A 25,457-nucleotide genomic window follows, 5' to 3' on the forward strand; every position below is an offset into this window, starting at 1 on the left:
GTTGTATCGTATGTCGCCTTTGGTAGTCGAACGCCCGGCCCTTCGCCGTTCTCGTCAACGAAGTTGACGCCGGCAGTCTTTGGGTGTCTTGGGCTCGGAATGTTCCTGGGCGAGCCGCATCGCCCGCAACTCGGCCGTCCGCTCTTCCAGCTCACGCTTCTCAGCGTCAAGTTCCTGCTGAGCATGCTCTGCCTGCTTCTGACGGGCTGCACCTCTCGCGGTCGGTGTCGACAGCTGGCCGCGGGCATTGAATGGCAGCTTAGACATCAGGCTTGGCTTCGCCCTTCAGAAAGCCCTTCGCCTTCAGGTGCTCCGCCAGGGCCTCGCGGATCGCTTCCGGCCTCGACGGCTTCGGATCGGGCTGGGCCTCGATCCAGGCGTCGAGAGATGACTCAAGCTCTGGGTACAAGCGCAGGCCAATCGCCTTGCCGATCCCAGTAGGCGGGCGCCCCCGCGGTTTTCTGCTATCGGCTATTGACATCGTTCTTTGATGATAGCAGAAATGTTCGAGCCGACCAAGAGGTTGCACCCTCCTGATCGGCCCTGACCACGCCCGTCCTCTGGAGACGATCATGGCTACCCGTCATTCTACAGCACCGGCGCACGCCGGTGAACGCTCTCGCTCGCCTGCGGCCCACTACAATCGCGCCAAGCCGACGCTGGAGGCCAACGAGCTCGTCCCCGGCACGGTCGAGGCCTGGGAGGCCGTCGCGCCCGTACGGCCCGACACCGAACACGTCCGGGCCCCGCGCTTCCTCGACCTAGCCGGGGAGCTCGTCACCGCCGCCCTCATCATCGCCGGGGGCGTGTTCGCCTACGGCTTCATCCCTCTCGCTTGAGGGAGAGGGCCATGAGGAAGTCGAACACCGCCAGGGCTGTCGAGCCGGCCTCCGATCTCCGCCAGCGTGCTGCTCGAGCCCGGGACGCCGCCGGGCGGTTCATAAAGCGCCCTGAGCCGATTGAGCCAGATCCCGTGCACGCCCTGATTGAGGAGCACCGGTCCGCCTACGCGGAGTGGGACCGCCTATCCGCGGTCTGGTGCGAAATGGAGGTCGACGCGCCCGGCTACCGCGAGGCTGTGGCTGCCTCGGACAGGCCGGGCCAGCGGGAGATCACAGCCTACAAGGCCCTGTTCTCAGCGCAACCGACGACGCTTGCCGGTACGGCCGCGCTAGCGGCCTACCTCTCAGAGGCAATCCGGAAAACCTCCACTCACGCGCAGCCGACCGATGGCGAGAGGGCGCTTTCCACCGTCACGGCGGCGATTCAGCAGCTCGACCAGCCTTCGATGGAGCCGCATCCTGACGCCGCGCTGTTCGCCCTCGGGGCCGAGTTCATGGCCGCATGGGCGGTTGAGGATGCGCCGGATAGCGCCGAGGCCAAGTATCTCGCCTGCACCGGACTCGCAGAGCAGATCGTACGCCTACCAGCCGATACGGTCGCTGGCCTCGGTATCAAGGCGCTCTTGCTGGCGCGCCTGGACAGCGAGGACTCCGGTCCACGTCGGCCGATCTCGGCGCAGGGCCCGCTCGCGAGTCACTGGAACGTGCTCAGGCAGATCCAGCAGGGTGCAGCTCGAGTAGCTGTCGGCGAGACTCAGCCGGTTCGAGCGTGCGCTCCCGTCCGGCCAGACCTTTCATCGCTTCCTGTGTCTCAGCTCGCCCGCCTCTATTCCGTGTTGGTCCGAGCCTGGGAGCTTCTGGCCTCCTCAGAAAATTCGCCGTGCTTCCTGGCTGCAGATGGCAGAGGCCGAACAGATGCGGGGGACCTGATCAACTGGGAGACCGATCGCCTCCAGCGCTTCAGTTCGGCCGTTGCAGCCGAGATCTCGCGCCGGCAGCCCGACGATCGCGGCGATCAAGCCGAGCGGGCGAACACACTCCTCACGCACATGGTGCTAACCGGCGGCGTGGAGGAGCACCCCGAGCTCATTTCCGAAATCTGCGCCACCTGGGGTTCCGCCCAATGAGCAACGTCATCCCTTTCCGCCGCCGTCAGCGGCCGATGATCCCTGACACCCGGGCCCGCATCGAGGGCGCACTGGCCCTGGCCCTCGACGCGGTCGACCACCTTGTCGCGGCTCTGGACGAGATCGACAGTGATGCGGACGCCGAGGACGGCGGCGACGCGGAGCCGAGCCTCGGAGCACCTGAAGGGCACGTCTCCCAGATCGTGTGGCTGCGCGGAGGCGGCGGCGATCTTGAACGCTGAGGACACCTCGCATCGTGTGGCTTTACACGAAATCGCCAATGTGCCAGGTTCGTGTATGGCTACACGATCGAGAGGTTGAAACGTGACCATTCGTTTCGAACCGGTGACCTTTTCCGCTAGCGGTACTGAGGCGATCACCGGCGTCAGCACGACCCAGCAGCGCAATCTTCGTCGAGCGGATCACGACGCCAAGTCCAATCCCGGGCACGAGCGCAAAGATGCTCGCGCCTTGGCGAAGCTACTCGTCATGCAGAGCCTGGCGGCCTTCAAGGTGCCCCCCAGCGCGAGCGCCGCGATCGCAGATAGCGCCTCGGCCATCATCGTGATGGCACTCGCCAAGATCGAGGGGGCCGTCGAAGATCCCGAGGGCTTAGCCAACGAGCCGCCGGTTCGTGCCCCGCCCGGCTTCGACCGCTGGTATCTCGTTTGGGATGGCAACGGCCACGAGTTCGTCAGCGCCGTCGACGCCTATTTCGCCTCCGATTCGGTCCCGCCCGCAACCGTAGTCCTCAACCTGCGCAGTTTGGCGGACACGATCCTTGATCGTGCTGGCTGCCCACTCTGGCGTGTCGTGAAGCAGAAGGACTGATGATGCCGCGACGCCCGGTCATCACCCAGGCCGCAATCGCCCGCGCTGTGAAGGGCGCTCAGGCCGCCGGGCTCAAGGTCGGGCGCGTCGAGATCGACCCCAGCACCGGCCGCATCGTAGTCGTCTCCGGAGACGATCCTGCTCAGCCGCTCACGAAGCTCGAGGCCTGGAGGGCGAGCCGTGGTGCGAGCTGACTACCCGGGCGTCTTCGCCACCTACAAGACGCTCAAGGATGGAACGCGGCGGGCCTACTGGTATCACCGCGCCACCGGGATGCGGCTCGAAGGTGAGCCGGGCGAGCGAGCCTTTATCCTGAGCTACGCCGAAGCCGAACGCACGCTCAAGGCTCGGCATTCGGGCGAAACCTTCAACGGCTTGGTGCGCGAGTTCACCGCCTCACCCGAGTTCGAGACGAAGCTCTCGGCCGGGACACAGCGCGAATACAAGCGCATGCTGACCAAGGCCGAGCCCCAGTTCGGCGACATGCCGATCGAGGCCTTGAACGAGCCCAGCGTGCGGCGCGATTTCCTTGATTGGCGCGTGAAGGTCGCTCGCGCCTCGGGTGAGCGCGAGGGCGACAACCGGCTGTCCGTCATCTCGGCCATGCTGACCTGGGCTCAGGAGAACGGCCGGATCCAGGCCAATCACGTCCGCGGCTTCAAGCGGCTCTACCACGCCGATCGCTCCGAGATCGTATGGCTGCCCGAGCACATCGCGGCATTCATGCAGGTGGCGCCGATCGAGCTGCAACGCGCGCTCATCATCGCCCTGCACACCGGTCAGCGGCAGGCGGACATCCTGCGCCTGCCCTGGTCTGCCTACGATGGGACCGCGATTACCCTACGGCAGGGCAAGAGCGCTCGCGGCGGCCGAGTGGCGCCACTGATCACCATCCCCTGCACGCAGGCGCTGCGGCGCATGCTGGACGGTATGCCTCGCGGCTCGCCGTTGGTGCTGACGACCAAGACCGGAAGGGCGCTCCAGAAGCGCTACTTTGCCCGGCTCTGGGAGGAGGCAGCAGCCGAAGCAGGCCTCAGCCGGATCAGCCTGCCCGGCCTTGATGAGCCGGTAGCCCTGCACTTCCACGATCTCCGCGGAACGGCCGTGACCATGCTGTCGGAGGCTGGATGCAACCCGCAGCAGATCGCGACCATCACCGGCCACTCGCTCAAGACGGTGACCGTGATCCTCGACCGCTACCTCGCCCGAACTCGGGCGCTCGCGGACCAAGCCATCTTCAACTGGGAGAACTCACCGCGAACCAAATTTGCAAACCAACTGCAAACTGCGCCTCCGAAACCGAAGGCACTGAAAGGAAATCGCGATGTATAAGAATAGGTTAGATGGCGCGCCCGAAAGGATTCGAACCTCTGACCCCCAGATTCGTAGTCTGGTGCTCTATCCAGCTGAGCTACGGGCGCCTGACACGGCGGCGGGCTCTCGGCCCGCCGGTGTGAAGGGGCTTCTAGAGGCTCAGATCCGGCTTGGCAAGACACTTCGGACAAGGACTTCGCGCTCCGCGCGTCGTGCCCCGGATCCGGCTCTCTACGGGGCCCGGGCGCTCGCGCGGACGCGCTCCTCCGCGGCCCGGATCGCCTCCGGCGTGCCGACATGCAGCCACTGGCCGTCGAGCCGCATCCCGAACAGCCGCCCCGCCGCGATCGCCCGGTCGAACAGCAGGTTGAGCGAGAACGCGCCCTCCGGCGTATCGGCGAAGAGGCCCGGCGTGAGGATCGCCACCCCCGCGTAGATGAACGGCGCCACCGCGCGCTCGCCGCGGCGCTCTAGGCGGCCGTCCGGATCCATCACGAAATCCCCGGCGCCCTCGTAGCCGAGGCTGGTGGCGGTCGGTGCTACCAGCAGCAGGCCGTCCATACGGTCCCCGTCCCAGGTCTCGATCAGCCGGCGCAGGTTGGAGGTCGGCCCCTCGAGCCAGAACGAATCCGAGTTCAGCACCACGAACGGCGCGTCGCCCAGGAGCGGCAGCGCCTTGCGGATGCCGCCGCCCGTCTCCAGCAGCGCCGCGCGCTCGTCGGAGACGGTCGTGGCCGGTCCCGGGGCCGCCCCCTCGGCCCGGCGCGCGAGGTGCCCCTCGATCAGGTCGGCGAGGTAGTGGACGTTGACGACTGCGCTCCCGATCCCGGCCTCGGCGACCCGGTCGAGGGCGTGGTCGAGCAGGGCCTTGCCGGACACCTCCACCAGGGGTTTCGGCACGGTGGCGGTCACCGGCCGCATGCGCTTGCCCAGGCCCGCGGCCAGGACGAAGGCGCGGCTGACGGCGGGGCTGGGATCGCTCATGCGGTCGGGAATCCGGTGGTCAGGGGTCGGGCGCCGGGGCGACGAGGCCCGGCAGATGGTCCGCGTGCCAGGCCCGCAGACCGGCGAGCGCCGGATGGGCGAGGTTGCGGGCGAGGTAGCCCTCGATCCGCGGCAGGTGGGCGAGGTAGCCGGGCTTGCCGTCGCGCCGGTCGAGGCGCGCGAAGATGCCGAGGATCTTGGTGGCCCGCTGGGCCGCCAGCAGCGCGTAGGCGGTGGCGAAGGCGCCGACGTCGAAGGTCGGGTCCCGGCCGCGGCGCTCGCGGGCGTAGAGGCCGAGGAGCCGCAGCTCGAACTCCGCGCTGGAATCGACCCGGGCATCCTGCAGCAGCGAGGCGACGTCGTAGGCCGGGTGGCCCATGACGGCGTCCTGGAAATCGATCAGCCCGACCCGCTCCAGCCCGTCGCGCTCGGGCAGCCAGATCAGGTTCGGGGAATGGTAGTCGCGCAGGGTCCAGGTCGGCCGGTCCGGGATCGCGCCCTGGAGCGCCCCCCGCCACAGATCGACGAAGGCCGCCCGCGCCTCCGCCGACAGGCTGACGTTCCGGATCGCCGGGGCGTACCATTCGGGCATCAGCTCCGCCTCGAACAGCAGCGCCTCCATGTCGTAGGGCGGCAGCCTGTGCTCGATCCCCTCGGCCACGGGCAGGACCGGGGGCAGCGGGTTGGCGTGGAGCTTGGCCAGCACGCGCACCGCCTCGGCGTAGCGCTCGGGCCGCGGGGCGCCGCCCTCGATCACCGGCTCGCTGCCGAGATCCTCCAGGATGAGCAGGCCCTCGGTCAGGTCCTCGCCGTAGATCTTCGGGGCCGAGAAGCCGAGTGCCCGCAGGCCGCGGTCGAGGGCGACGAAGGCGTGGACGCTCTCGGCGAGGTGCACGATCGCGCTGTAGGGCTTGCCGTCCCGCACCGGCGGCCCGTCGGGTCGCGGCGGCGCGATCATCAGCACGGCGCTGGTGCCGTCGGGCTTGGTCAGGCGCTCGTAGGCGCGGGAGGAGGCGTCCCCCTGCATCAAGGTCCGCTCGGCGATGTCCCAGCCGCTGCGGTCGAGGAGGCGGCGCACCGCGCGGGCCCGGTCGAGGCGGGCGCGCATGCCGCCGGTGCCGTCGATCCGCGCGAGCCGCGCCTCGGGGCCGAACTCCGCCCGCAGGGACAGGTCCACGGTCAGCACCGGGCCGGCGCGGGGCGGCATCCGGTCGGGCCACTCCACCAGGGTGATCGCGCCCTCAGCCATCTCGTCGAAGCCGAGTTCCACCAACTCGTCGGGGTCGCGCAGCCGGTACAGGTCGGCGTGGACGATCGGCCGGCCGTCGCGGGCCGCGTAGGGCTGGATCAGCGTGAAGGTCGGGCTCGGCACCTCCAGGCGCGGGTCGCCGGCGAGCTCGCGGATGACCGCGCGGGCGAGCGTGGTCTTGCCACCACCCAGGCCGCCGGACAGAGCCACGACGTCCCCGGGCATCAGGAACTCGGACAGGAACAGGCCGAGATCCTCGGTGGCCGTCTCCTCCGGCAGCACGAATTCCCAGGGCGCCGGATGCGCGGATGCCCCCGCAGCCCCTTCGGCCATCTGCCCGTCCCGCTCGTCTCCGCCCAAAGCCCGCCTCCGAGACCCGAAGACGCATGGTCCGAAAACACGCACCGGATGCAAGCGTTTCCGCCCGGAGCCGCGCGCTTCCCGCCCGCCCGGTGCATCGAAACCACGCTCGCGGGGGTGGCGAAAGACCGCGCCGGGCCCGGGAATCCGTCAGGCCCGGACGTGGAACCCGTGCCGCCCCGGATCAGCCTCCCCGGAGAGCCCGACGCGCCACGCCTCGGCGTTCCAGGCCGCCGCCGCCGCGAGGGCGTCTGCCTCCGGCATCGGGCGGCCGAAATGGTAGCCCTGGCCCAGGGCGCAGCCCATCGCCGCGAGAGCCTCCGCCTCGGCGCGGCCCTCGATGCCCTCCGCGACCGCCGCCACCCCGATCTCCTCGGCGAGCCGCAGGATGGTCTGGACGATCCGGCGATCGCGCGGCTCCGCCAGCATTGCCCGGACGAAAGCCCGGTCCACCTTGAGCGTGGTGATCGGCAGGGTGCTGAGATGGCTGAGCGAGGAGTAGCCGGTGCCGAAATCGTCCACCGCGATGCCGAGGCCGGCGGCGCGACAGCGCGCGAGGGCGGCCGCGGCCCCGGCCGGATCCTGCATCAGCGCGCTCTCGGTGACCTCGATCTTGAGGGCGCCGGGCGCGAGGCCGGTCCGGCGCAGCATCGCGTCGACGAGGCCCGGTATGTCCGCGCGGGTGAGATCCTGGGCCGTGACGTTGAAGCTCACGAACAGGGAGGGCTCGACGGAGGCGGGCGCGCGCAGGCCGGCCTGCAGGATGCGGGGCACGATCCGGCCGATCGCGTCGATCACCCAGGCGGTGATCGCCAGGATCAGGCCGTTCGCCTCGGCGGCCGGAATGAAGGCGGCGGGGGGCACGAGCCCGCGCTCGGGATCGTGCCAGCGGATCAGGGCCTCGAAGCCGGCGAGGCGCCCGGTGGCGAGCCGCACGATCGGCTGCAAGAACAGCGCGAACTCGTTTCGGGCCAGGGCGCGCCGCAGGGCGCGCTCCTGCGCGAGCGACGCGACCGTCGCGTCGAAATCGGCGCGGGCGGAGGGCGACGGCGGCGCCTGAAGCCCCTCGGCGGAAGCCGGCCCGAGGCGGGGCAGGGTCTCGCGAAACCGGGCGATGAGCCCCTCGAGGCAGAGGCGCAGGATCGGATCGGCGCCGGCGAGCCGCTGGCGGATCTGCGCCGCGTCCACCGGGACGAGCACGCTATCCGCCTCGGCGCGCGCGCCGGCGGAGCGCGGGAGGGCGTCGAGGATGGCCATCTCGCCGAAGATCTCGCCGGGGCCGCGCCGGGCGAGCACGGCCTCACCGCCGTCGCGCCGCCGGAAGATCGCGATGCGCCCGCTCAGGATCAGGTAGGCGCAGTGCCCGATCGCCCCCTCCTCGAACAGGACGGTGCCGGCCGGGAGAGTGACGGGATCGGAGAGGTCGTGCATCGGTCGGGGACGCTGCGCCTTCGCGGGGAAAGCCCGGCGCGAGCTTTGGCACAGCGGCCTTAAGATCGGATCAAGGGCCCGCCGGATCAGCCGCGGGGGATCCCGTGTGCCTTGATCCGCGAGGCCAGCGTCGTCGGCCGAAGGCCGAGGAGCGCGGCCGCGCCGCCCGGTCCGGAGATCCGGCCGCCCGCCAGCGCCAGGGCCGCGACGATCTCGGCGCGGTCGCGCGCCCGGCGCTCGGCCTCGGTGGCGGGCCGCCCCCCGGGCGGCGCGGCCGGGCTGGCCGCGTCCGCGGGTCCGGTCGCCTCACCGTCGGGCAGGTCGAGGCGGAGGCGCCCCCGGGCGGAGAGGATCACCGCCCGCTCGATCACGTTCTCCAGTTCCCGGACGTTGCCGGGCCAGGAATAGCGGCAGAGGCGGCGGACATCGCCCTCCGTGAGGCGCGGCTCCGGGACGGTGAGGCGGCGCGCGGCGACCCGGAGCAGGTGCTGGGCGATCGGCGGGATGTCCTCGGGCCGCTCGCGCAGGGGCCGCGCCTGGATCGGGAAGACGTTGAGGCGGAAGTAGAGGTCCTCCCGGAAGCGGCCCGCCCGGATCTCGGCGCGCAGGTCCCGGTTGGTGGCCGCGACCACGCGCACGTCCACCGCCCGCGTGCGCGCCTCGCCGACCCGCTCGAACGAGCGCTCCTGCAGGACGCGCAGCAGCTTGCCCTGGAGGTCGAGGGGGATCTCGCCGACCTCGTCGAGGAACAGCGTGCCGCCGTCGGCGAGTTCGAACCGGCCGATCCGGTCGCGCAGCGCTCCCGTGAAGCTGCCCTTGGCGTGGCCGAAGAACTCGCTCTCGAACAGCTCGCGGGGGATCGCCGCGCAGTTGACGCGGATCATCGGGCGGGCACTGCGGCGGCTGCCCTCGTGGATCGCCCGGGCGATCAGCTCCTTGCCGGTGCCGGATTCGCCGGTGATCAGCACGGTGGCGTCGGTGGCGGCGACGCGGTCGACCTGCCGGAGCGTCGCCGCGATGGCGGGCGAGCGGCCGATGATGCCCTGGTGCTGGCGCTCGGCCCGGATCTCCTCCTTCAGGTAGGCGTTCTCCAGCTCCAGGCGCTCCCGGAGGGAATCGACCTCGGCGAGTGCGCTCGTCAGGCGGGCCTCGGCCTCACGGCGCTGGCTGATGTCGCGGAACACGATGACGGCGCCGAGCAGGCGCCCCCGGTCGCGGATCGGCGTCGAGGTGTACTCGACCGGGAAGGCGGTGCCGTCGGCGCGCCAGAAGACCTCGTGATCGACCTGATGCACGGTCCCGTCCCGGAACGCCGCGTAGATCGGGCAGTCGCGGTGGGGGTAGTGGCTCCCGTCCGGGCGGGTGTGGTGCACGGCGGCGTGCATGTCCCGGCCGACGAGGTCGGCGGCCTCGCAGCCGAGCATGCGCGCGGCGGCCGGGTTGACGAAGGTGGTCACGCCCTCCGCGTTGACGCCGTAGATCCCCTCCCCGGCCGCGCGCAGGATCAGCTGGTTGCCCCGCTCGATGTCGCGGAAGATGCGCTCCACGCGCTGCCACTCCGAGAGGCCGGCGCGCATGTGGGCCTCGGCCTCGCCGTCGACCTGGCGGCGGTGGAGCGTGTCCGGGTCCGCCAGGGTGACGAGGAGGCGCATCGCGTCGCCCGGGAGCGGGAAGGCCGCGGTCTCGACCCGCAGGTCGCGTCCGGCCGCGTCGCGCGGCGCCAATGTGCGCGTCCACCAGTGCCCCCTGGCCAGCGCGGCCTCGGTGAAGACCGTGAGCGCCGGGAGCTGGCCCGGGAACAGGGCGCTCGCCCGTGCGCCGCGCAGCGCCGGGCGGCCGTAGCCGAGGAGGCGCGCCGCCGCCGGGTTGGCGTCCGCGACCCGGTCCTCCTCCGGCGCGAGGACCAGCATGGGATCCGGGCTCGCCTCGAAGACCGGCCCGAAGCTTCCGGCGGCACCGGACTCACGAGATATCGTCATTGGCTCACGATATCTCGTTTCCGACGAGATGTCGTGAGCGACATCCGGCGACCCAAACCTCTGGCAGACCGAGCGATTTCTCCGGCATCCCTTCTGGCACACCCTTTGCCGAGTGAGGCTGTCCGCCCGTCGGCCGGCACCGCTCCCGAAGGCGCGCCGCGACGACGCCCGGCGGATGTCCGCGTCCGGACGCGACCGTCCCCCCTCACCGGTCGCGGTCCGGACGCGCACCCGCACCGGGTGGGTGGGGCCGCGGAGCGCGCGGCCTCACCGGACCCATCGCAGATCGAGATCCGGGAGCCGACGATGAAGCGCGAAGACCTCACCGAGAAGCTTCTCGACATCAAGCGCGAGAAGGGGTGGAGCTGGAAGCACATCCACGCGGAGATCGGCGGCCTGTCGCCGTTCCTGATCACCGCGGCCTGCATGGGCCAGATGAAGCTCCCGAAGGCCCAGGCCAAGCGGGCGGCCGAGCTCTTCGGCCTCACCGCCGCCGAGGAGCGGATGCTCAACGAGCCGCCCTATCGCGGCTCGATCCCGTCCATGCCGCCCACCGACCCGCTGATCTACCGGTTCTACGAGCTGGTGATGGTCTACGGAACGACCTTCAAGGAGCTGATCCAGGAGGAGTTCGGCGACGGCATCATGTCGGCGATCGACTTCAACATGGACATGGCCCGGGAGGCCAACAACAAGGGCGACCGCGTGAAGCTCACCATGTCGGGCAAGTTCCTGCCGTACAAGTACTACGGCAACGACGACGACACGCCGGAATACGGCTTCAAGGAGGGGTGAGCGACCCGCAAGGGCATCCCCCCCGACCGGGATCCGACGGTCAGGCATCCGGATCGTGCCAGCGACACCGGCCGCGGCGCGCGACGCGCCGCCGTCCCTCACGCCGCCGCCGGGCGGCCCTCCGACTCCAGGTAATCCTGCACCGGCCGCGCCGGGCCGCCGCGCATCAGCACGTAGAGGAACGGCACCAGCAGCAGGGTCGCGGGCGTCGCGAAGGCGATGCCGCCCATGACCGCGCGGGCGAGCGCGGCGTTCTGCTCACCGCCCTCGCCGGTGCCCAAGGCCATCGGAATGAGCCCCAGAAACATCGCCGAGGCGGTCATCAGCACCGGCCGCAGCCGCGTCTCGCCCGCGGTGATCGCCGCCTCCAGGGCGCTGCACCCGGTCTCCTCCCGGTGCTCCTTGGCGAAGGTGACGAGCAGGATCGAGTTCGCCGAGGCGATGCCCACCGACATGATCGCCCCGAAGATCGACGGGATCGAGAACGGCGTGCCGGTCACGAACAGCGCGAAGGTGATGCCGCAGAAGGCCATCGGCAGGGCGGCGATCACCACGAACGGGTCGCCCCAGCTCTGGTAGTTCACCGCCATCAGCAGGTAGACGGCGATCAGCGCGATGCCGAGGCCGATCTCCAGGCGGAAGAAGGCCGAGCGCATGTTCTCGATCTGGCCGCGGACGACGATCTTGTCCGGCGCCTCGAGGTTCTTCTGCTCGTCCTCGACGATCCTGTCGATCTCGCGCGCGACCGAGCCGAGGTCCCGGTCCTGCACCGAGGCGAAGATGTCGAAGGTCGGCTGGATGTTGACGTGGCTGATCATGGTCTGCGTCGGCGTCCGGCGGATGTCCGCGAGGCTCGACAGCAGGGTCAGCACCCCGGGGCCGGAGCCGGAGGTCGCGGCGGCGCGCACGAACATCGGCGTGTTGCGCAGGTCGGTGAGCGAGCTGTTGCGGTACTCGGGCGTCTGCACCCAGAGCTGGTAGGGGATGCCGGTCTTCGGGTCCGGCCAGAAGTTCGGCGTGACTTGGTAGCTGCCGGACAGCGAGATGTTCATGTTCTGCGCCACCTGCTGCTCGGTCAGCCCGAGTTCGGAGGCGAGGCGCCGGTCGACGTCGACGTAGAATTGCGGCTCGTTGACGATCTGCTGCAGGTGGACGTCGACGAGGCCCTTCGTGTGCTTCAGCCGCTGCACGATGCGCTGGGCGACCTCCAGGTCCTTCTCCTTGTGCCGACCGGAGACCTGCACGTCGATCGGCGTGAGGACGCCGAAGTTCAGGATCTGGGTGATCATGTCGGCGGGCTGGAAGTAGACGACCACGTCGGGGAAGCGCTTCATGAGCACCTCGCGCAGGCGCTTCATGTAGCCCGCCACCGGGCCGTGCCCCTCCTTCAGGCTGATCAGCATCTGCCCGTCATTGTAGGAGACGAACGAGCCGTCCGAGAACGCGAAGTTGTAGTTGTTCGACGGCAGGCCGATGTTCTGGAGGATCTGGTCGACCTCACCCGCCGGGATCACCTCGCGGACGGTGTCCTCGACCTCGGCGAAGACCTGCCGGGCGGTCTCGATGCGCATGCCGACGCGGGTGCGCAGATGCATGGTCATCTGGCTCGCCTCGATCTGCGGGAAGTAGTCCTGGCCGACGAACACGAACAGCACGCCGGTCATGCCGAGCACGCCGCCGACGGCGCCCACGGTGACGACGCGGTGGCGCAGCACCGCGTGGAGCAGCCCGACATAGCCCCGGTGGAACCGCGCGAAGCCGCGCTCGAACGCGCCGTGGATCCGGCCGGCGAGCCGCAGCGCGGGGGCGCCCACGAGGCCGACGGCCCGGGCGATCCGGCCCCGCCGGGGCGCCGCGTGCTGCGCCGGGTGCGCGTCCCGGTCTTTCGCGTGCTTCTGGCAGTATTCCGGCGCCACGATCACGTCGATCAGGAGGGGCACCAGGGTCCGCGACAGCAGGTAGGAGGTCAGCATCGCGAACACGACCGCGAGCGCCTGCGGGGTGAACAGGTATTTCGGCGTGTCGGTGAGCGCGAACACGGCCGTGAAGGCCGCGCAGATCGCCAGCGTCGAGATCAGCGCCGGCTTGGCGATGCCGGCGGCGCCGTGAACCACGCTCTCGCGGAACTCCTCGCCCTCCTCGAACAGCCGGTAGGTGTTCTCGATCGCCACCGTGGCGTCGTCCACCAGGATGCCGACCGCGAGCGCCAGGCCGCCCAGCGTCATCACGTTGATGGTCTCGCCGAGCGCCGCCAGCACGGCGAGCGAGGTCATGACGCAGAGCGGGATCGAGATCAGCACGATGATCGTCGAGCGCCAGGAGCCGAGGAACAGCAGGATGGCGAGGCCGGTCAGGGCCGCCGCGGTCAACGCCTCGTGGAGCACGCCCTCGATGGCGTTCGAGACGTAGACCGACTGGTCGAAGAGCGGCTTGATCGCCAGCCCCTCGGGCGCGGCGGCGCGGATCGTCGGCATCGCCGCCTTGACGTTGTTGACCACGCTCAGGGTCGAGGCGTTGCCGTTCTTGATGATCTGCATCAGCACGGCCTGCTGGCCGTCGGAACTGACCACGTTGACCTGCGGCGGGCCGCCGTCGCGGACATAGGCGACGTCGCGCACCAGCACGGGCTGGCCGGCCACCACCTTGATCGGCGCGAGGTTCAGGGTCTCGATCGACGGCGGGGTGCCGTTGAGCTGGACCGGGTACTGCTGCTCGCCGATCTTGGCGAGGCCGGACGGCACGGTCAGGTTCTGGGCCGTCATGGCGTTGGTGACGTCGAGCGGCGTCAGGCCGAGCGCCTGGAGGGCGTTGAGGTCGAGGTCGACCATGATCTGCCGGGGCGCGCCGCCGAAGGGCGACGGCAGGGTCGAGCCCGGGACCTGCGCCAGGGTCTGGCGGATCCGGTACTGGGCGTAGTCGTAGACCTGGTTGAGGCTCTCCTTGGCCGAGGTCAGGGCGAGCTGGATCACCGGCACCGAGGAGGCGGAGTAGCGCACGATCACCGGCGGCTGCGTGCCGGGGGGCATCACGGCGCGGATCGAGTTGGTCGAGGACACCACCTGGGCGATGGCGAGATTAAGGCTGACGGTGGGCTCGAAGTAGATCCGCTGCACCGCCGTGCCCTGGAGCGTCGTCGACTCCATGCGGCGGATGTTGTTGACGTTGTTGGAGATGCCGTACTCGGCGTAGGTCGTGATGCGCTGTTCCATCTCCGGCGCCGAGAGGCCGGTATAGGTCCAGACCACCACGACGACCGGGATGTCGACGACCGGCAGCACGTCCTTCGGCGCGACGACGATCGCCCCGACGCCGCCGAGCATCATCAGGACCGCGAGCACGTAGGTCGTGATCCGGAACTTGAGCGCGTAGAGGACGAGGCCCATGCGGTCTCCGCCGTCCGGCCCCGGGCCGGCAACTCCGCGTTGTATACCGGCTCACCGGCTAAACCCGGACTGTTTCGCTATCACGTCCGGTCAGGCAAGGGACGGGCCGCGTCGCCGCAGGTTCGGGATGGCGGCGGCCTCGCGCCCGCTCCGGCGTCCGCGAAGACCCGGCACGGGGGGCCGGGCCGCGTCACCTCGGGATGCGGGCGCCGGACGGGGAGAGCGGTCCCGGCGCGCCGTCCCGGGGCCTGCCGGGCGACGGGCCGGCCGGATCAGCGCAGCAGGGCGGACTTGTCGACCTGCAGCGCCCCGGCGATCTCGTCGAGCGCCTTGTGCTCGACCTCGCTGATGCCGTCGATATCGGCCACGTCCGCGCCGATCAGGAACACGTCCTGGCGCTGCTCGATCGGCCGATCCGCGATGGCGCCGACATGGCGCAGGTTCTCCAGCCGCCCGGCCCGGGTCTTGGCCCGGGTGATCGCCTCGTAGAGCTCCTGCTCGACGCGCAGCGTGTCGTAGGATTTCTCGAGGATCGGGTTGGCGCGGATGCCGGTGATCGCCGACTCGATCTCCTCCTCGCCCACGTCGCCATCGGCCACGATGACGTTGGCGGCGGACGAGACCGCGGCCTGCAGGAAGACCGCGTCGCCCGCGTACGACATGATCGTGCGGCCGAACCGAAGGATGGCGTCCTGGAAAATGCTCATGCCGACCTCCCGTCGGGCCTGAGATGGCGGATATTGTGGCGGCGGAGTCAAGATGCGGCCGAGCTTAAGCCCGGGATCGCGGAGGACTAGTCCTGGCGCGGCGGGATCAGGTGGCGGGCTCGTGGCCCGGCCAGTCCCGCCCGAGATGGGCGGCCACGCGGGCCGGATCGTCGCCGACCGCCGCCACGGCGGCCTCGACCTGCTCCACCGGGACCATGAACCGGCGCGCCCAGTAGGCCCGCTCCCAGGCATGGGCGGTGTTGACGGCCCGGGGCTCGATCGGGTCCTGCACGCTCTGGTCGGTCATCGGCCTTCCGCATCTGGCGAGGGCCGGGCGGCCCTCCGGCGTGGAGAACGCCGGCCGGGCCCGATCGGGTCCGCGCAGCGAGCGGGGCCCGGTCCGCGGCGAGGACACGCCGCCGTCATCGCGCGCGCAGCGAAGCAAGGACGACCAGGCTCACCGGCCGCCTGTCAGCAGCAGCGGAAGCCCGCGGTGTTGCCGACCCCGAAGCGGGCGTTCTCCCGGTTGCGGAAGAACTCCACCTCGCTCATCGGCGCCTGGTCGGGATGGGTGCGGCGGACATGCTCGGCATAGGCCGCGTAGTCCCCCTGCCCGACCATCAGGCGGGCGCCGTCGCAGACGCATTTGGACAGCGTCCGGATCCGGTCCCGCAGGTTCGACGACGGCAGCATGGGACCTCCTACTCCGCCGGGACCATGTGCGGCTCGGTCTCCAGCGCGGTCCAGCGGTCCGCGCGCCACGCCTTCACGCAGGCGGCGATGCCGAAGCCCGCGATGGCGACGACGAGGCCGATGAACAGGGCCGCCAGCACCGCGTCGATCCGGTCGTTGAGGATGATCTGGCTCATCTGGTCGGCGTTCTTGGCCGGTGCCAGGATCTTGCCCTCGGCGGCGGCGGCCGCGTAGCGCTCGGCGTGGGCCAGGAAGCCGATCTTCGGGTCGGCCGAGAAGATCTTCTGCCAGCCGGCCGTGAGGGTGCAGATGCACAGCCACGCGGTGGGGATGATGGTCACGAACGCGTAGCGCTCGCGCTTCATCTTGAAGATCACCACCGTGCAGAGGGTCAGCGCCACCGCGGCCAGCATCTGGTTCGAGATGCCGAAGAGCGGCCACAGGGTGTTGATGCCGCCGAGCGGGTCGGTCACGCCCTGGTAGAGGAAGTAGCCCCAGGCCCCCACCGAGATGGCGGTCGCCGCGATGCTCGGCCCCCACGACGTGGTGTTCTTGAACGACGGGATCGCCAAGGCGACGAGATCCTGCACCATGAACCGGCAGGCGCGGGTGCCCGCGTCCACCGCCGTGAGGATGAACAGCGCCTCGAACAGGATCGCGAAATGGTACCAGAAGGCCATCATCGCCTTGCCGCCGATGGCGGACGAGATGATGTGGGCCATGCCGACCGCGAGGGTCGGCGCGCCGCCGGCCCGCGAGATGATCGTGTGCTCGCCGACGTCGGCGGCGGTCTGGGTGATCACCTCCGGGGTGGTGGCGAAGCCGAGCTTGGTCACGGCGGCGGCGGCGGTCTCGGGCGTCGTGCCGACGAGGGCCGCGGGCGAGTTCATGGTGAAGTAGACGCCCGGGTCGATCACGCAGGCCGAGACCAGCGCCATGATCGCCACGAAGGATTCCATCAGCATGCCGCCGTAGCCGATGAAGCGGGCGTCGGACTCGCTGGCGATCAGCTTCGGGGTGGTGCCCGACGAGATCAGGGCGTGGAAGCCCGAGACCGCGCCGCACGCGATGGTGATGAACAGGAACGGGAACAGGCTGCCCGCCCAGACCGGGCCGGTGCCGTCCACGAACTTGGTGACCGCCGGCATCTGCATGTGCGGCGCCACGAAGGCGATGCCGAGCGCGAGGCCCACGATGGTGCCGATCTTGAGGAAGGTCGACAGGTAGTCGCGCGGGGCCAGCAGCAGCCAGACCGGCAGGATCGACGCCACGAAGCCGTAGCCGATCAGCATCCAGCAGAGCTGCGGGCCCGTGAAGGTGAAGGCCGGCCCCCAGACCGGGCTCGCCGCCACCGAGCCGCCGGCGACGATGGCGAGCATCAGCAGGACGAAGCCGAGGATCGAGACCTCGCCGATCTTGCCCGGGCGGATGTAGCGGGAATAGACGCCCATCAGCATGGCGATCGGGATCGTCGACATCACCGTGAAGGTGCCCCAGGGGCTCTCGGCCAGCGCCTTGACGACGATCAGCGCCAGCACGGCGAGCAGGATCACCATGATCAGGAAGGTGCCGAACAGGGCGATGATGCCCGGCACGGTGCCGAGCTCGGCCCGGATCAGCTCGCCGAGCGAGCGGCCGTCCCGGCGCATCGACACGAACAGGACCATGAAGTCCTGCACGGCGCCCGCGAGGACCACGCCGGCCAGGATCCACAGCATGCCGGGCAGGTAGCCCATCTGGGCGGCGAGCACCGGGCCGACCAGCGGGCCCGCGCCCGCGATCGCCGCGAAGTGGTGGCCGAACAGGACGCCGCGGTTGGTGGGCACGTAGTCGAGCCCGTCGTTGTGGCGCACCGCGGGGGTCGCGCGCTTCGGGTCGAGCCGCATCACCTTGTCGGCGATGAACTGGGAATAGTAGCGGTAGGCGATGAGGTAGACGCAGACCGCCGCGACCACGATCCAGAGGGCATTGATCGTCTCGCCGCGCTGGCTCGCCACGATCGCCAGCGCCGCGGCGCCGAGCGCCCCCACGAGGGCCCAGGGCCCGTGCCTGCCGATCGCCGAACCCATGTCCCACTCCCTGACCGAACGCCTCGCGCGCGGGGCCACGCGCGGGGGGCTCCGGCTGGGACTTCGTGGTCCCGGGCTACACGGGCGGGTTATCCTATTGGTCCGGCGTTGACGCAAGCGATCCGAGCTGTGATGCAGCGTCGGCGGCGGCACGACGCCCAATCTGTCACATCGGGTCCCCCGGCACGGCCCCGACCCCCTTCACGGCCCGGCTGCCGAGCTCCGTCGCCGCCCGCCGTCGGAGATGGAAGGGCGCCGGCGCGGTCGGGCCCGCGAGGAGCGCACGACAATGGCGAAGGTCGCATTCCTGGGTCTCGGCGTGATGGGCGGCCCGATGGCCGGACACCTCGCCAAGAAGGGTGGCCACGACGTCACCGTCTACAACCGCACCACCCCGAAGGCCGAGGCCTGGGTGAAGACCTACGGCGGCGCCCACGCGCCCACGCCCCGGCAGGCCGCCGAGGGCGCCGAGATCGTGTTCGCCTGCGTGGGCAACGACGACGACCTGCGCAGCGTCGTGCTGGGCGACGACGGGGCGCTCGCCGGCATGAAGCCCGGCGCGGTGTTCGTCGATCACACCACGGCCTCCGCCGAGGTCGCCCGGGAGCTCGCCGCGGCGGCCGAGGCCAAGGGGCTCGGCTTCATCGACGCGCCGGTCTCCGGCGGCCAGGCGGGCGCCGAGAACGGCGTGCTCACCGTGATGTGCGGCGGCGACGCGGCGACCTACGCCAAGGTCGAGGGCGCGATCGGGTCCTTCGCCCGCGCCTGCCGGCTGATGGGCCCGGCCGGCGCCGGCCAGCTCACCAAGATGGTCAACCAGATCTGCATCGCCGGCCTCGTCCAGGGCCTGTCGGAGGGCGTCCACTTCGCCAAGCGCGCCGGCCTCGACGTCGAGGCGGTGCTCGACGTGATCTCCAAGGGCGCCGCCGGCTCCTGGCAGATGGAGAACCGCGGCAAGACCATGAACGCGGGCAAGTTCGACTTCGGCTTCGCGGTCGACTGGATGCGCAAGGATCTCGGCATCCTGCTCGACGAGGCCCGCCGCAACGGCGCCAAGCTGCCGGTCTCGGCCCTCGTCGACCAGTTCTACGCCGAGGTGCAGGCCATGGGCGGCAACCGCTGGGACACGTCGAGCCTCGTGGCGCGGCTGGAGCGCTGAGGGCTCTCAGCCTTCGGAGCCCGAGGACCGGGCAAGACGGACGCGACAGGCCCTCTCTCCCGCGCGAGAGGGGGCCGCACCGGTCGCGGCGCAAGGCGCGCCGGGCTCGCCCGGCGGGTCGGGCGCTCGCCTCAGAACAGCGCCTCGACCTCCGCCGCCTCCGGATCCACCCAGCGCCACGCCTCCCCCATCTGGTGGCGGAACCACGTGACCTGGCGCTTGGCGTAGGCCCGCGTGTCCGCCTGCCCCCGGACGATCGCCGCTTCGAGGCTCATCGCCCCGTCGAGGTGGGCGATCAGGCCCGGCACGCCGTGGGCGCGCATCACCGGCAGCATCGGGTCGAGATCGCGCGCGCGCAGGCGGGCGACCTCGTCCAGCGCCCCCTCGGCGATCATGGTCCGGAAGCGGGCGTCGATCCGGGCCCGCAGCACCGCCCGGTCGGGTGCCAGGAAGATTCTCTGGAGGTTCCGCCCGGCGAGCGGGCCGGGAACGGGATCGCCGTAGAAGCTGGCGATCGGCCGGCCCGTCGCGAGAAAAATCTCCAGGGCGCGCATCACCCGCATCCGGTCGCTCGGCCGCAGGCGGGCAGCCCCCTCGGGATCGTGCCGGCCGAGTTCGGCGTGCAGCGCCTCGGTCGGGCGGCCCTCGGCCGCGTCCCGCACCTGCCGCCGCACGACGTCGGGCACCGGCGGCAGTTCCGAAAACCCCTGCTCCAGCGCCCGGAAGTACAGGCCGGTGCCGCCGACGAAGACCGGCAGGCGCCCGCCGAGCGTCGCCAGCAGCGCCGCCGCGTCCCGTGAGAAGTGCCCCGCGGAATAGTTCACGGCGCCGTCGACGTGGCCGTAGAGCCGGTGAGGGACCCGCGCCTCCTCGTCCGGGTCGGGCCGGGCGGTCAGGCGGCGCAGGTCCGCGTAGACCTGCATGGAATCGGTGTTGATCACCACGCCGCCGTGACGCTCCGCCAGCCGGGCGGCCAGCGCCGACTTGCCCGACGCGGTGGGCCCTGCGATGAGGACCGCGGCCGGGCGCCCCCCGGCTTCCCCCCGGTCTGGCGGCAAGGCGAAACTCCACGATGCTGGTCGCGGTCCTGATAGCAAACCCGGATCGGCCGTCCATCACCGACGCGGTGCTGGCCGAGACGCGCGCCGTGCTGCGGACGGAGCACCAGCCCCGGATCCTGCACGGCGAGGTGGCGGCCGAGCTGCTGGTGCCGGGCGAGCCCGCGGCCGCCGCGTCCCTCACCGACCGGCTGCGGACGGCGCTGGCCGGCGAGCCGATCGACCTCGCGGTGCTGCCCGCCGACGCGCACAGGCGCAAGCGCCTGTTCCTGGCCGACATGGATTCCACCATGATCGAGCAGGAATGCATCGACGAGCTCGCCGGGACGCTCGGCCTCAAGGACCACGTGGCGGCGATCACCGAGCGGGCAATGCGGGGCGAGATCGCCTTCGAGCCGGCCCTGCGCGAGCGCGTCGCGCTCCTGAAGGACATCCCGGTCGGCGCGGTCGACGGGCTGATCGCCGAGCACCTGACTCTGACCCCGGGCGGCGGCACGCTGGTGCGGACGATGCGGGCGCACGGCGCCCAGACCTGCCTGGTCTCCGGGGGCTTCACCCTGTTCACCGGCCCGATCGCCGCGATGATCGGCTTCGACGAGCACCGGTCCAACGTGCTGGGCGTGGCGGACGGGCGGCTCACCGGCCTGGTGGAGGACCCGATCGTCGGGAAGGCCGAGAAACGCGCGACGCTGATCGCGCTGCGCGGGCAGCTGGGCCTCGGCGCCGCCGAGACCCTCGCGGTCGGCGACGGCGCCAACGACCTCGACATGCTGGGCGAGGCCGGCCTCGGGGTGGCGTTCCGGGCCAAGCCCGCGGTCGCGGCCGCGGCGCGGGTCCGGGTCGAGCACGGCGACCTCACCGCGCTCCTGTACCTGCAGGGCTACGCGGCGGCGGAGTTCGTGGGGTGAGGCTCAGTGGAGGGTGCGGGTCAGGGCGATGACCGCACCGAGCACGGCGAGCGTCTGAAAGCCGATCGCGCCGACGAGCCAGCGCACCGTCTCGACCTTCGCGGAGGCGATCGCGCCCTTCACGGCCTCGATGTCGGCCTTCGTTTCGAGGCGGAGACTGTCCAGGCCTGCTTTGATCTCCATCCGTAGGCCTTCGAGGCCAGCCGTCGTGGAGAGGCGAAGCGTCTCGATATCGGAGGCGGTCGAGAGCCGGAGATTGTCGCTGTCGGCCTTGGTCGTCACGCGAAGGCTTTCGATATCCCCCTGGGTGGCGAGCCGAAGCGCTTCGGTGTCGGCACGGCTCTGGATTTTCAGGGCCTCGATGTCACCACGGACCATCTGAATATCGGCTCGCAGCTCGTGGATATCGGCTTTCGTCGCCAGATTCCCGTCGAAGACGTCCACCAGCGCGTCGGCCAGGCCCTCCGCCTGCTCGGGCGACAGCTTCGCCTTCTCCCGCAGGGCGCGGGCGAATTTCAGGGTGTCGAACGCAACGGCCGTCATGGGTCCGAACCCGCCCGAGCCGCACCGACTCGCGGCCCCAGTGTGCCGTGCCGCGGCGCAGCGTCAATCTGGGAGCCCTGAACGCGCGAGGGCCGCCGCTCCCCGCGGAGCGACGGCCCTCGGCAACGCGATGAGGCCGCTCAGTCGAGGCCGACGGCCACGAAGCGCACGTCGCCGGTGGCGCCCGCCACCAGCAGCAGCACCGACTTGCGCCCGTCCTTCTTGAGGGCGTCGATCCGCTTGGTCACCTCCGCGGGGGTGCTGACCGACTCCTGGCCGACCTCGACGATCACCTCGCCGGGCTGGATCCGCTTGTCGGCGGCGGTCGAGTTCGGGTCGACCCGGGTGACGACCACGCCCTTCACGGTGTCCTTGATGGAGTACTTCTTGCGCAGCTCGTCGGTCATGCCGGAGAGGTTGAGGCCCAGCGCCTGCCGGGTCGCGCTCTCGGGCTCCGGCTGGCGCAGGTTGGCGAGCTGCGGCTTGTCGCCGTCCTCCAGGCGGCCGAGAGTGACGGGCTTCGTCACCTCCTCGCCCTTGCGCATGACGACCACGTCGACCTTCTGGCCGACCGGGGTCGAGGCGACGATGCGCGGGAGGTCGCCCGAGGCCTTCACCGGCGCGCCGTTGAACTTCAGGATCACGTCGCCGACCTCGATCCCGGCGGTCTTGGCCGGTCCCTTCTCGTCGACGCCGGCCACCAGGGCGCCCCGCGCGCCGCCCTTGAGGTTGAGCGCCTCGGCCGTGGTGTCGTCGACGTTCTGGATGCGCACGCCGAGCCAGCCGCGGCGGACCTCGCCGAAGTCGCGGAGCTGGTCGATCACGGGCTTGGCCGTGCCCGACGGGACCGCGAAGCCGATGCCCACCGAGCCGCCGGTCGGCGACAGGATCGCCGTGTTGATGCCGATCACCTCGCCGTCCATGTTGAACAGCGGGCCGCCGGAATTGCCCTTGTTGATGGCCGCGTCGGTCTGGATGTAGTTGTCGTAGGGTCCGGACTCGATGTTCCGGCCCCGCGCCGAGACGATGCCGGCCGAGACCGAGCCGCCGAGCCCGAACGGGTTGCCGATGGCGATGACCCAGTCGCCGGGCCGCATCTTGTCGGAATCGCCGAACGGCACGGCCTTCAGCGTGCGGTCGGCCGGGGGCTTCACCCGCAGGACGGCGAGGTCGATCTTCGAATCCTTGCCGACGATCTCGGCCTTCAGCTTCGTGCCGTCGTGCAGGATGACCTGGATGTCGTTGGCGTCGCCGATGACGTGGTTGTTCGTCACCACGAGTCCGGCGGAATCGATGATGAAGCCGGAGCCGAGGGAGTTCGACTTGCGCTGCTGACGCGGCCCGTCGCCGTCACCGCCGCCGCCGCCGCCGCGGCCGCCGCGCCGGTTGAAGAACTCCTCGAACAGGTCCTCGAACGGGGTGCCCGGGGGCACCTGCGGCCCGGCACGGCCGGCCCGGGCCTCGACGGTGGTGGACGCGGAGATGTTCACCACCGCGTCGGTGACCTGCTCGGCGAGATCGGCGAGGGAGGCCGGCCCCTTGGCGAAGGCCGGCACCGGCAGGGCGGTCGCGGCCACGGAGACGGTGACCGAGGCGCCGATCAGGATCGAGGCCATCACCGCGCGGGCGCGGGAGCGGGGCCGCGCCGGGGCGCGGTCGAACGGCGCCTCGGGGGCGCTCGCGACGGGGTGCATGGTCGACCTCTTCATGAACGCGTTTCCGGTCCCGCGGGCCTCGACCGATGGTCGATCGCCCGCGGGTTGTCCTGCACGGTAATCCCCGGGCGCCGGGGCGCCAACGGGCCCCCTCAGCGCGCCGTCCCCGCCGTGGAGCCGGTCGTCGAGCCCGTGGTGGCGCTCGGATCGGCCGGCCCGCGCGGCCCGCGGGCGGCCGGGGCGGGTGCCCGGCCCTGCGGATCGCTGAAGAAGCGGAAGAAGTCCGTGTTCGGGCTGATCACCAGGCGGGTATCGGATCCCTTCAGCCCGCTCTCGTAGGCCTGCATCGAGCGGTAGAAGCTGAAGAAATCCGCGTCCTTCCCGAACGCGTCCGCGAGGATGCGGTTCTTGTCCGCGTCACCCTGTCCACGCAGCTGCTCGGATTTCTGCGTCGCCTCGGCCAGGATGACCGTGACCTCGCGGTCGGCCTTGGCGCGGATCGTGGCGGCGATCTGGTCACCGTTGGCGCGGATGTCGGCGGCCTCGCGCTCGCGCTCGGTCTTCATCCGCCGGTAGACGGCGGCCGAGTTCTGCGCTGGCAGGTCGACGCGGGTCATGCGCAGGTCGACGATCTCGATGCCGAGCGCCTTGGCCTGCCGGTTCACGTCCTCCTGGATCTGGTGCATCAGCTGCCCGCGATCGGTCTTCACGATCGCGTCGCGGGTCGAGCGGGCGAGCACGTTGCGCAGGCCGGAATTGGTGAAGCTCGCGAGCCGCTGGTTGGCCAGCCCGATATTGCCCACCGCCTGGTAGAAGCGCAGCGGATCGACGATCCGGTAGCGGGCGAAGGCGTCCACCTCCAGGTTCTGCCGGTCGGCGGTGAGCACCGTCTGGACCGGCAGGTCGAGGTCGAGCACGCGCTTGTCGAAGACGACCACGTTCTCCATGAACGGGATCTTGAAGTACAGGCCGGGCTTGTCCTCGCCGGTGGCGTTGAGGACGGCCCGGACGCGGCCGAACTGCAGGACGAGCGCCTGCTGCATCTGGCCGACGGTGAAGATCGAGGCGTAGAGGCCGATCGCGACGATGGCCGCGACCACGATCAGGCCGGTGCGGAGAGCCTGTTTCATCGGGCAGCTCCCGTCTGGGTCTGGGCGCGGGCGCCGAACTCGGAGAGCGGCAGGACCGGCAGCACGCCGGCCGCGGTGGCACCGCCGGACTGCGTCCCGTTCTGGTCGATGATCACCTTGTTCACGGAGCCCAGAACCTTCTCCATCGTCTCCAGGAAGATCCGCTCGCGGCTGATCGCCGGGGCGGCCTTGTAGGAGGCGTAGACCTCGCTGAAGCGCGCGGCCTGGCCGGTGGCGTCGGCGGTCGCCTTCGTCCGGTAGGCCTCGGCCTGCTGGACGATCTGGGACGCCTTACCGCGGGCCTGCGGCACCTCGCGGCTGGCGTAGGTCTTGGCCTCGTTCTGCGCCGTGTCGGCGTCCTGCTGGGCCGCGTTCACGTCGATGAAGGCGGGGCGCACTTCCGGCGGCGGGTTGACCGAGACGAGCTGCACCACCTCGATGCGCACGCCGGCGCCGTACTCGTCGAGCGCCTTCTGGACCATCTCCTTCACCTCCTGGGCGATGCTCGACTGCTCGTTGGTGAGGATCGCCTGGATGTTGCGGCGGCCGATCACCTCGCGCATCGCGCTCTCGGAGATCGCCTTGATGGTGCCCTCCGGATTCTGGAGGTTGAACACGAAGTCGGAGGCCTTCAGCGGGTTGACCCGCCACTGCACCTCGAAGTCGAGATCGACGATGTTCTCGTCGCCGGTGAGCATCAGGCTCTCGTCCGGCACGTCGCGGTTGCGGCCCTGCCCGTTCGGGCCGGCGCGGAAGCCGATCTGGATCGAGTTCTGGGAGCCGACATCCGGCTTCACCACCCCGCCGATCGGATAGGGGAAGTTGTAGCGCAGGCCCTCGCCCTTGGTGCCGACGTAGCGGCCGAAGATGGTCTCGATGCCGACCTGACGGGGGTAGACGGTGTAGAAGCCGGTCGCGAGCCAGATGGCGACGGCCAGGACGGCGATCACCGCCGCGCTGCGGCCGCCGCCGACGCCGGTCGAGCCGCCGCCGTAACCGCCGCCCGAACCGCCACCGCCGCCCGGGATCAGACCGCGCAGGCGGTCCTGCCCGCGCCGGAGCAGGTCCTCGAGGTTCGGCGGCGTCTTGCCACCGCCGCCGCCGCTGCCGCCACCCCAGGGACCACCGCCGTTACCGCCGGGCCGGCCCCAGGGCCCCCCGCCGCCGCTCTGATTGCTCCAAGGCATCCTAGCCGTCGTCTCCTGCCTGTCCGCGCCCGGCCCACGTCCCGACCGGCGCC

At 70.7% G+C, this 25,457-nt stretch carries 24 protein-coding genes and 1 tRNA gene; 9 read left to right on the forward strand and 16 right to left on the reverse strand.

Annotated features, from left to right (window positions below; translation table 11 throughout):
• Nucleotides 1-259: 259 nt before the first annotated feature.
• Nucleotides 260-409 carry a hypothetical protein gene (locus ACQKQD_RS12925; protein WP_427508550.1) on the reverse strand — a complete coding sequence of 50 codons (150 nt, stop codon included), beginning with the start codon at nucleotides 407-409 and terminating at the stop codon, nucleotides 260-262.
• A gap of 163 nt (nucleotides 410-572) precedes the next feature.
• Here ACQKQD_RS12925 and ACQKQD_RS12930 point away from each other — a divergent pair, with 163 nt between their 5' ends.
• The 6 genes from ACQKQD_RS12930 to ACQKQD_RS12955 all read left to right on the forward strand — a co-directional run bounded on the left by ACQKQD_RS12930 (nucleotide 573) and on the right by ACQKQD_RS12955 (nucleotide 4,132).
• Nucleotides 573-839, forward strand: a complete 267-nt coding sequence (locus ACQKQD_RS12930) for a hypothetical protein (RefSeq protein ID WP_427508551.1) — start codon at nucleotides 573-575, stop codon at nucleotides 837-839.
• A gap of 11 nt (nucleotides 840-850) precedes the next feature.
• Complete coding sequence (locus tag ACQKQD_RS12935; protein ID WP_427508552.1) at nucleotides 851-1,969, forward strand: hypothetical protein; 1,119 nt, start codon at nucleotides 851-853, stop codon at nucleotides 1,967-1,969.
• Nucleotides 1,966-2,211: a hypothetical protein gene (locus tag ACQKQD_RS12940; RefSeq protein WP_427508553.1), complete on the forward strand. Its 246-nt coding sequence runs from the start codon at nucleotides 1,966-1,968 to the stop codon at nucleotides 2,209-2,211. The genes ACQKQD_RS12935 and ACQKQD_RS12940 overlap by 4 nt, the downstream gene beginning before the upstream one ends.
• Nucleotides 2,212-2,293: 82 nt before the next feature.
• Nucleotides 2,294-2,800 (forward strand): hypothetical protein, encoded by a 507-nt coding sequence (locus tag ACQKQD_RS12945; protein ID WP_427508554.1) that lies wholly within the window; start codon nucleotides 2,294-2,296, stop codon nucleotides 2,798-2,800.
• On the forward strand, nucleotides 2,800-2,994 hold the full coding sequence (locus ACQKQD_RS12950) for a hypothetical protein (RefSeq protein WP_427508555.1): 195 nt from the start codon (nucleotides 2,800-2,802) through the stop codon (nucleotides 2,992-2,994). The genes ACQKQD_RS12945 and ACQKQD_RS12950 overlap by 1 nt, the downstream gene beginning before the upstream one ends.
• Nucleotides 2,981-4,132, forward strand: a complete 1,152-nt coding sequence (locus ACQKQD_RS12955) for a tyrosine-type recombinase/integrase (protein WP_427508556.1) — start codon at nucleotides 2,981-2,983, stop codon at nucleotides 4,130-4,132. Before ACQKQD_RS12950 ends, ACQKQD_RS12955 begins: the two co-directional genes overlap by 14 nt.
• Before the next feature lie 12 nt (nucleotides 4,133-4,144).
• Here ACQKQD_RS12955 and ACQKQD_RS12960 read toward each other — a convergent pair.
• From ACQKQD_RS12960 to ACQKQD_RS12980, 5 genes are all read right to left on the reverse strand, one after another.
• Nucleotides 4,145-4,221: transfer RNA gene (locus ACQKQD_RS12960), tRNA-Arg, on the reverse strand.
• Between the two features lie 124 nt (nucleotides 4,222-4,345).
• Nucleotides 4,346-5,098, reverse strand: a complete 753-nt coding sequence (locus ACQKQD_RS12965) for a nucleotidyltransferase family protein (RefSeq protein WP_427508557.1) — start codon at nucleotides 5,096-5,098, stop codon at nucleotides 4,346-4,348.
• A gap of 19 nt (nucleotides 5,099-5,117) precedes the next feature.
• Nucleotides 5,118-6,680 carry a tRNA (adenosine(37)-N6)-threonylcarbamoyltransferase complex ATPase subunit type 1 TsaE gene (gene tsaE, locus ACQKQD_RS12970; protein ID WP_427508558.1) on the reverse strand — a complete coding sequence of 521 codons (1,563 nt, stop codon included), beginning with the start codon at nucleotides 6,678-6,680 and terminating at the stop codon, nucleotides 5,118-5,120.
• Nucleotides 6,681-6,857: 177 nt separating this feature from the next.
• On the reverse strand, nucleotides 6,858-8,138 hold the full coding sequence (locus ACQKQD_RS12975) for an EAL domain-containing protein (RefSeq protein ID WP_427508559.1): 1,281 nt from the start codon (nucleotides 8,136-8,138) through the stop codon (nucleotides 6,858-6,860).
• 86 nt (nucleotides 8,139-8,224) lie between these two features.
• On the reverse strand, nucleotides 8,225-10,117 hold the full coding sequence (locus ACQKQD_RS12980; protein ID WP_091927886.1) for a sigma 54-interacting transcriptional regulator: 1,893 nt from the start codon (nucleotides 10,115-10,117) through the stop codon (nucleotides 8,225-8,227).
• A gap of 306 nt (nucleotides 10,118-10,423) precedes the next feature.
• Between ACQKQD_RS12980 and cynS the strand changes: the two genes are divergently transcribed.
• Nucleotides 10,424-10,912 carry a cyanase gene (gene cynS / locus ACQKQD_RS12985; protein ID WP_029358676.1) on the forward strand — a complete coding sequence of 163 codons (489 nt, stop codon included), beginning with the start codon at nucleotides 10,424-10,426 and terminating at the stop codon, nucleotides 10,910-10,912.
• A 98-nt stretch (nucleotides 10,913-11,010) separates the two neighbouring features.
• Here the strand turns inward: cynS and ACQKQD_RS12990 are convergent, their stop codons facing one another.
• From ACQKQD_RS12990 to ACQKQD_RS13010, 5 genes are all read right to left on the reverse strand, one after another.
• On the reverse strand, nucleotides 11,011-14,295 hold the full coding sequence (locus tag ACQKQD_RS12990) for an efflux RND transporter permease subunit (protein WP_427508560.1): 3,285 nt from the start codon (nucleotides 14,293-14,295) through the stop codon (nucleotides 11,011-11,013).
• 272 nt (nucleotides 14,296-14,567) lie between these two features.
• Nucleotides 14,568-15,002, reverse strand: coding sequence for a tellurite resistance TerB family protein (locus ACQKQD_RS12995; protein ID WP_020091280.1), 435 nt, complete (start codon nucleotides 15,000-15,002; stop codon nucleotides 14,568-14,570).
• A gap of 106 nt (nucleotides 15,003-15,108) precedes the next feature.
• A complete protein-coding gene (locus ACQKQD_RS13000) occupies nucleotides 15,109-15,309 on the reverse strand; it encodes a DUF3606 domain-containing protein (protein WP_091675589.1) in 201 nt (66 codons plus the stop codon).
• A 164-nt stretch (nucleotides 15,310-15,473) separates the two neighbouring features.
• Entirely contained in the window at nucleotides 15,474-15,695 is a 222-nt protein-coding gene (locus ACQKQD_RS13005; protein ID WP_020091282.1) for a YbdD/YjiX family protein, read from the reverse strand.
• Nucleotides 15,696-15,703: 8 nt separating this feature from the next.
• Nucleotides 15,704-17,764, reverse strand: a complete 2,061-nt coding sequence (locus ACQKQD_RS13010) for a carbon starvation CstA family protein (RefSeq protein ID WP_020091283.1) — start codon at nucleotides 17,762-17,764, stop codon at nucleotides 15,704-15,706.
• A 289-nt stretch (nucleotides 17,765-18,053) separates the two neighbouring features.
• Between ACQKQD_RS13010 and ACQKQD_RS13015 the strand changes: the two genes are divergently transcribed.
• Nucleotides 18,054-18,923 (forward strand): NAD(P)-dependent oxidoreductase, encoded by an 870-nt coding sequence (locus ACQKQD_RS13015; protein WP_020091284.1) that lies wholly within the window; start codon nucleotides 18,054-18,056, stop codon nucleotides 18,921-18,923.
• Nucleotides 18,924-19,054: 131 nt separating this feature from the next.
• Here ACQKQD_RS13015 and miaA read toward each other — a convergent pair whose 3' ends face one another.
• A complete protein-coding gene (gene miaA, locus ACQKQD_RS13020) occupies nucleotides 19,055-19,981 on the reverse strand; it encodes a tRNA (adenosine(37)-N6)-dimethylallyltransferase MiaA (RefSeq protein ID WP_427508561.1) in 927 nt (308 codons plus the stop codon).
• Nucleotides 19,982-19,995: 14 nt separating this feature from the next.
• Here miaA and serB point away from each other — a divergent pair, with 14 nt between their 5' ends.
• On the forward strand, nucleotides 19,996-20,889 hold the full coding sequence (gene serB, locus ACQKQD_RS13025; protein WP_103985940.1) for a phosphoserine phosphatase SerB: 894 nt from the start codon (nucleotides 19,996-19,998) through the stop codon (nucleotides 20,887-20,889).
• Nucleotides 20,890-20,892: 3 nt separating this feature from the next.
• Here the strand turns inward: serB and ACQKQD_RS13030 are convergent, their stop codons facing one another.
• The 4 genes from ACQKQD_RS13030 to hflK all read right to left on the reverse strand — a co-directional run bounded on the left by ACQKQD_RS13030 (nucleotide 20,893) and on the right by hflK (nucleotide 25,404).
• Nucleotides 20,893-21,432, reverse strand: a complete 540-nt coding sequence (locus ACQKQD_RS13030; protein WP_427508562.1) for a coiled-coil domain-containing protein — start codon at nucleotides 21,430-21,432, stop codon at nucleotides 20,893-20,895.
• Nucleotides 21,433-21,572: 140 nt separating this feature from the next.
• Nucleotides 21,573-23,126: a DegQ family serine endoprotease gene (locus ACQKQD_RS13035; RefSeq protein ID WP_091979704.1), complete on the reverse strand. Its 1,554-nt coding sequence runs from the start codon at nucleotides 23,124-23,126 to the stop codon at nucleotides 21,573-21,575.
• A gap of 113 nt (nucleotides 23,127-23,239) precedes the next feature.
• Entirely contained in the window at nucleotides 23,240-24,217 is a 978-nt protein-coding gene (gene hflC, locus ACQKQD_RS13040) for a protease modulator HflC (protein ID WP_020091289.1), read from the reverse strand.
• Nucleotides 24,214-25,404, reverse strand: coding sequence for an FtsH protease activity modulator HflK (gene hflK / locus ACQKQD_RS13045; RefSeq protein WP_020091290.1), 1,191 nt, complete (start codon nucleotides 25,402-25,404; stop codon nucleotides 24,214-24,216). The genes hflC and hflK overlap by 4 nt, the downstream gene beginning before the upstream one ends.
• Nucleotides 25,405-25,457: the final 53 nt, after the last annotated feature.

The sequence above is a fragment of the Methylobacterium sp. NPDC080182 genome (genome assembly GCF_050281105.1).
Classification (GTDB): Bacteria; Pseudomonadota; Alphaproteobacteria; order Rhizobiales; family Beijerinckiaceae; genus Methylobacterium.

Coding starts and splice junctions, on each gene's coding strand:
- ACQKQD_RS12930 (WP_427508551.1), top strand. CDS start 573: ATGGCTACCCGTCATTCTACAGCACCGGCGCACGCCGGTGAACGCTCT.
- ACQKQD_RS12935 (WP_427508552.1), top strand. CDS start 851: ATGAGGAAGTCGAACACCGCCAGGGCTGTCGAGCCGGCCTCCGATCTC.
- ACQKQD_RS12940 (WP_427508553.1), top strand. CDS start 1,966: ATGAGCAACGTCATCCCTTTCCGCCGCCGTCAGCGGCCGATGATCCCT.
- ACQKQD_RS12950 (WP_427508555.1), top strand. CDS start 2,800: ATGATGCCGCGACGCCCGGTCATCACCCAGGCCGCAATCGCCCGCGCT.
- ACQKQD_RS12965 (WP_427508557.1), bottom strand. CDS start 5,098: ATGAGCGATCCCAGCCCCGCCGTCAGCCGCGCCTTCGTCCTGGCCGCG.
- tsaE (WP_427508558.1), bottom strand. CDS start 6,680: ATGGCCGAAGGGGCTGCGGGGGCATCCGCGCATCCGGCGCCCTGGGAA.
- ACQKQD_RS12975 (WP_427508559.1), bottom strand. CDS start 8,138: ATGCACGACCTCTCCGATCCCGTCACTCTCCCGGCCGGCACCGTCCTG.
- ACQKQD_RS12980 (WP_091927886.1), bottom strand. CDS start 10,117: ATGACGATATCTCGTGAGTCCGGTGCCGCCGGAAGCTTCGGGCCGGTC.
- cynS (WP_029358676.1), top strand. CDS start 10,424: ATGAAGCGCGAAGACCTCACCGAGAAGCTTCTCGACATCAAGCGCGAG.
- ACQKQD_RS12990 (WP_427508560.1), bottom strand. CDS start 14,295: ATGGGCCTCGTCCTCTACGCGCTCAAGTTCCGGATCACGACCTACGTG.
- ACQKQD_RS12995 (WP_020091280.1), bottom strand. CDS start 15,002: ATGAGCATTTTCCAGGACGCCATCCTTCGGTTCGGCCGCACGATCATG.
- ACQKQD_RS13000 (WP_091675589.1), bottom strand. CDS start 15,309: ATGACCGACCAGAGCGTGCAGGACCCGATCGAGCCCCGGGCCGTCAAC.
- ACQKQD_RS13005 (WP_020091282.1), bottom strand. CDS start 15,695: ATGCTGCCGTCGTCGAACCTGCGGGACCGGATCCGGACGCTGTCCAAA.
- ACQKQD_RS13010 (WP_020091283.1), bottom strand. CDS start 17,764: ATGGGTTCGGCGATCGGCAGGCACGGGCCCTGGGCCCTCGTGGGGGCG.
- ACQKQD_RS13015 (WP_020091284.1), top strand. CDS start 18,054: ATGGCGAAGGTCGCATTCCTGGGTCTCGGCGTGATGGGCGGCCCGATG.
- serB (WP_103985940.1), top strand. CDS start 19,996: ATGCTGGTCGCGGTCCTGATAGCAAACCCGGATCGGCCGTCCATCACC.
- ACQKQD_RS13030 (WP_427508562.1), bottom strand. CDS start 21,432: ATGACGGCCGTTGCGTTCGACACCCTGAAATTCGCCCGCGCCCTGCGG.
- ACQKQD_RS13035 (WP_091979704.1), bottom strand. CDS start 23,126: ATGCACCCCGTCGCGAGCGCCCCCGAGGCGCCGTTCGACCGCGCCCCG.
- hflC (WP_020091289.1), bottom strand. CDS start 24,217: ATGAAACAGGCTCTCCGCACCGGCCTGATCGTGGTCGCGGCCATCGTC.
- hflK (WP_020091290.1), bottom strand. CDS start 25,404: ATGCCTTGGAGCAATCAGAGCGGCGGCGGGGGGCCCTGGGGCCGGCCC.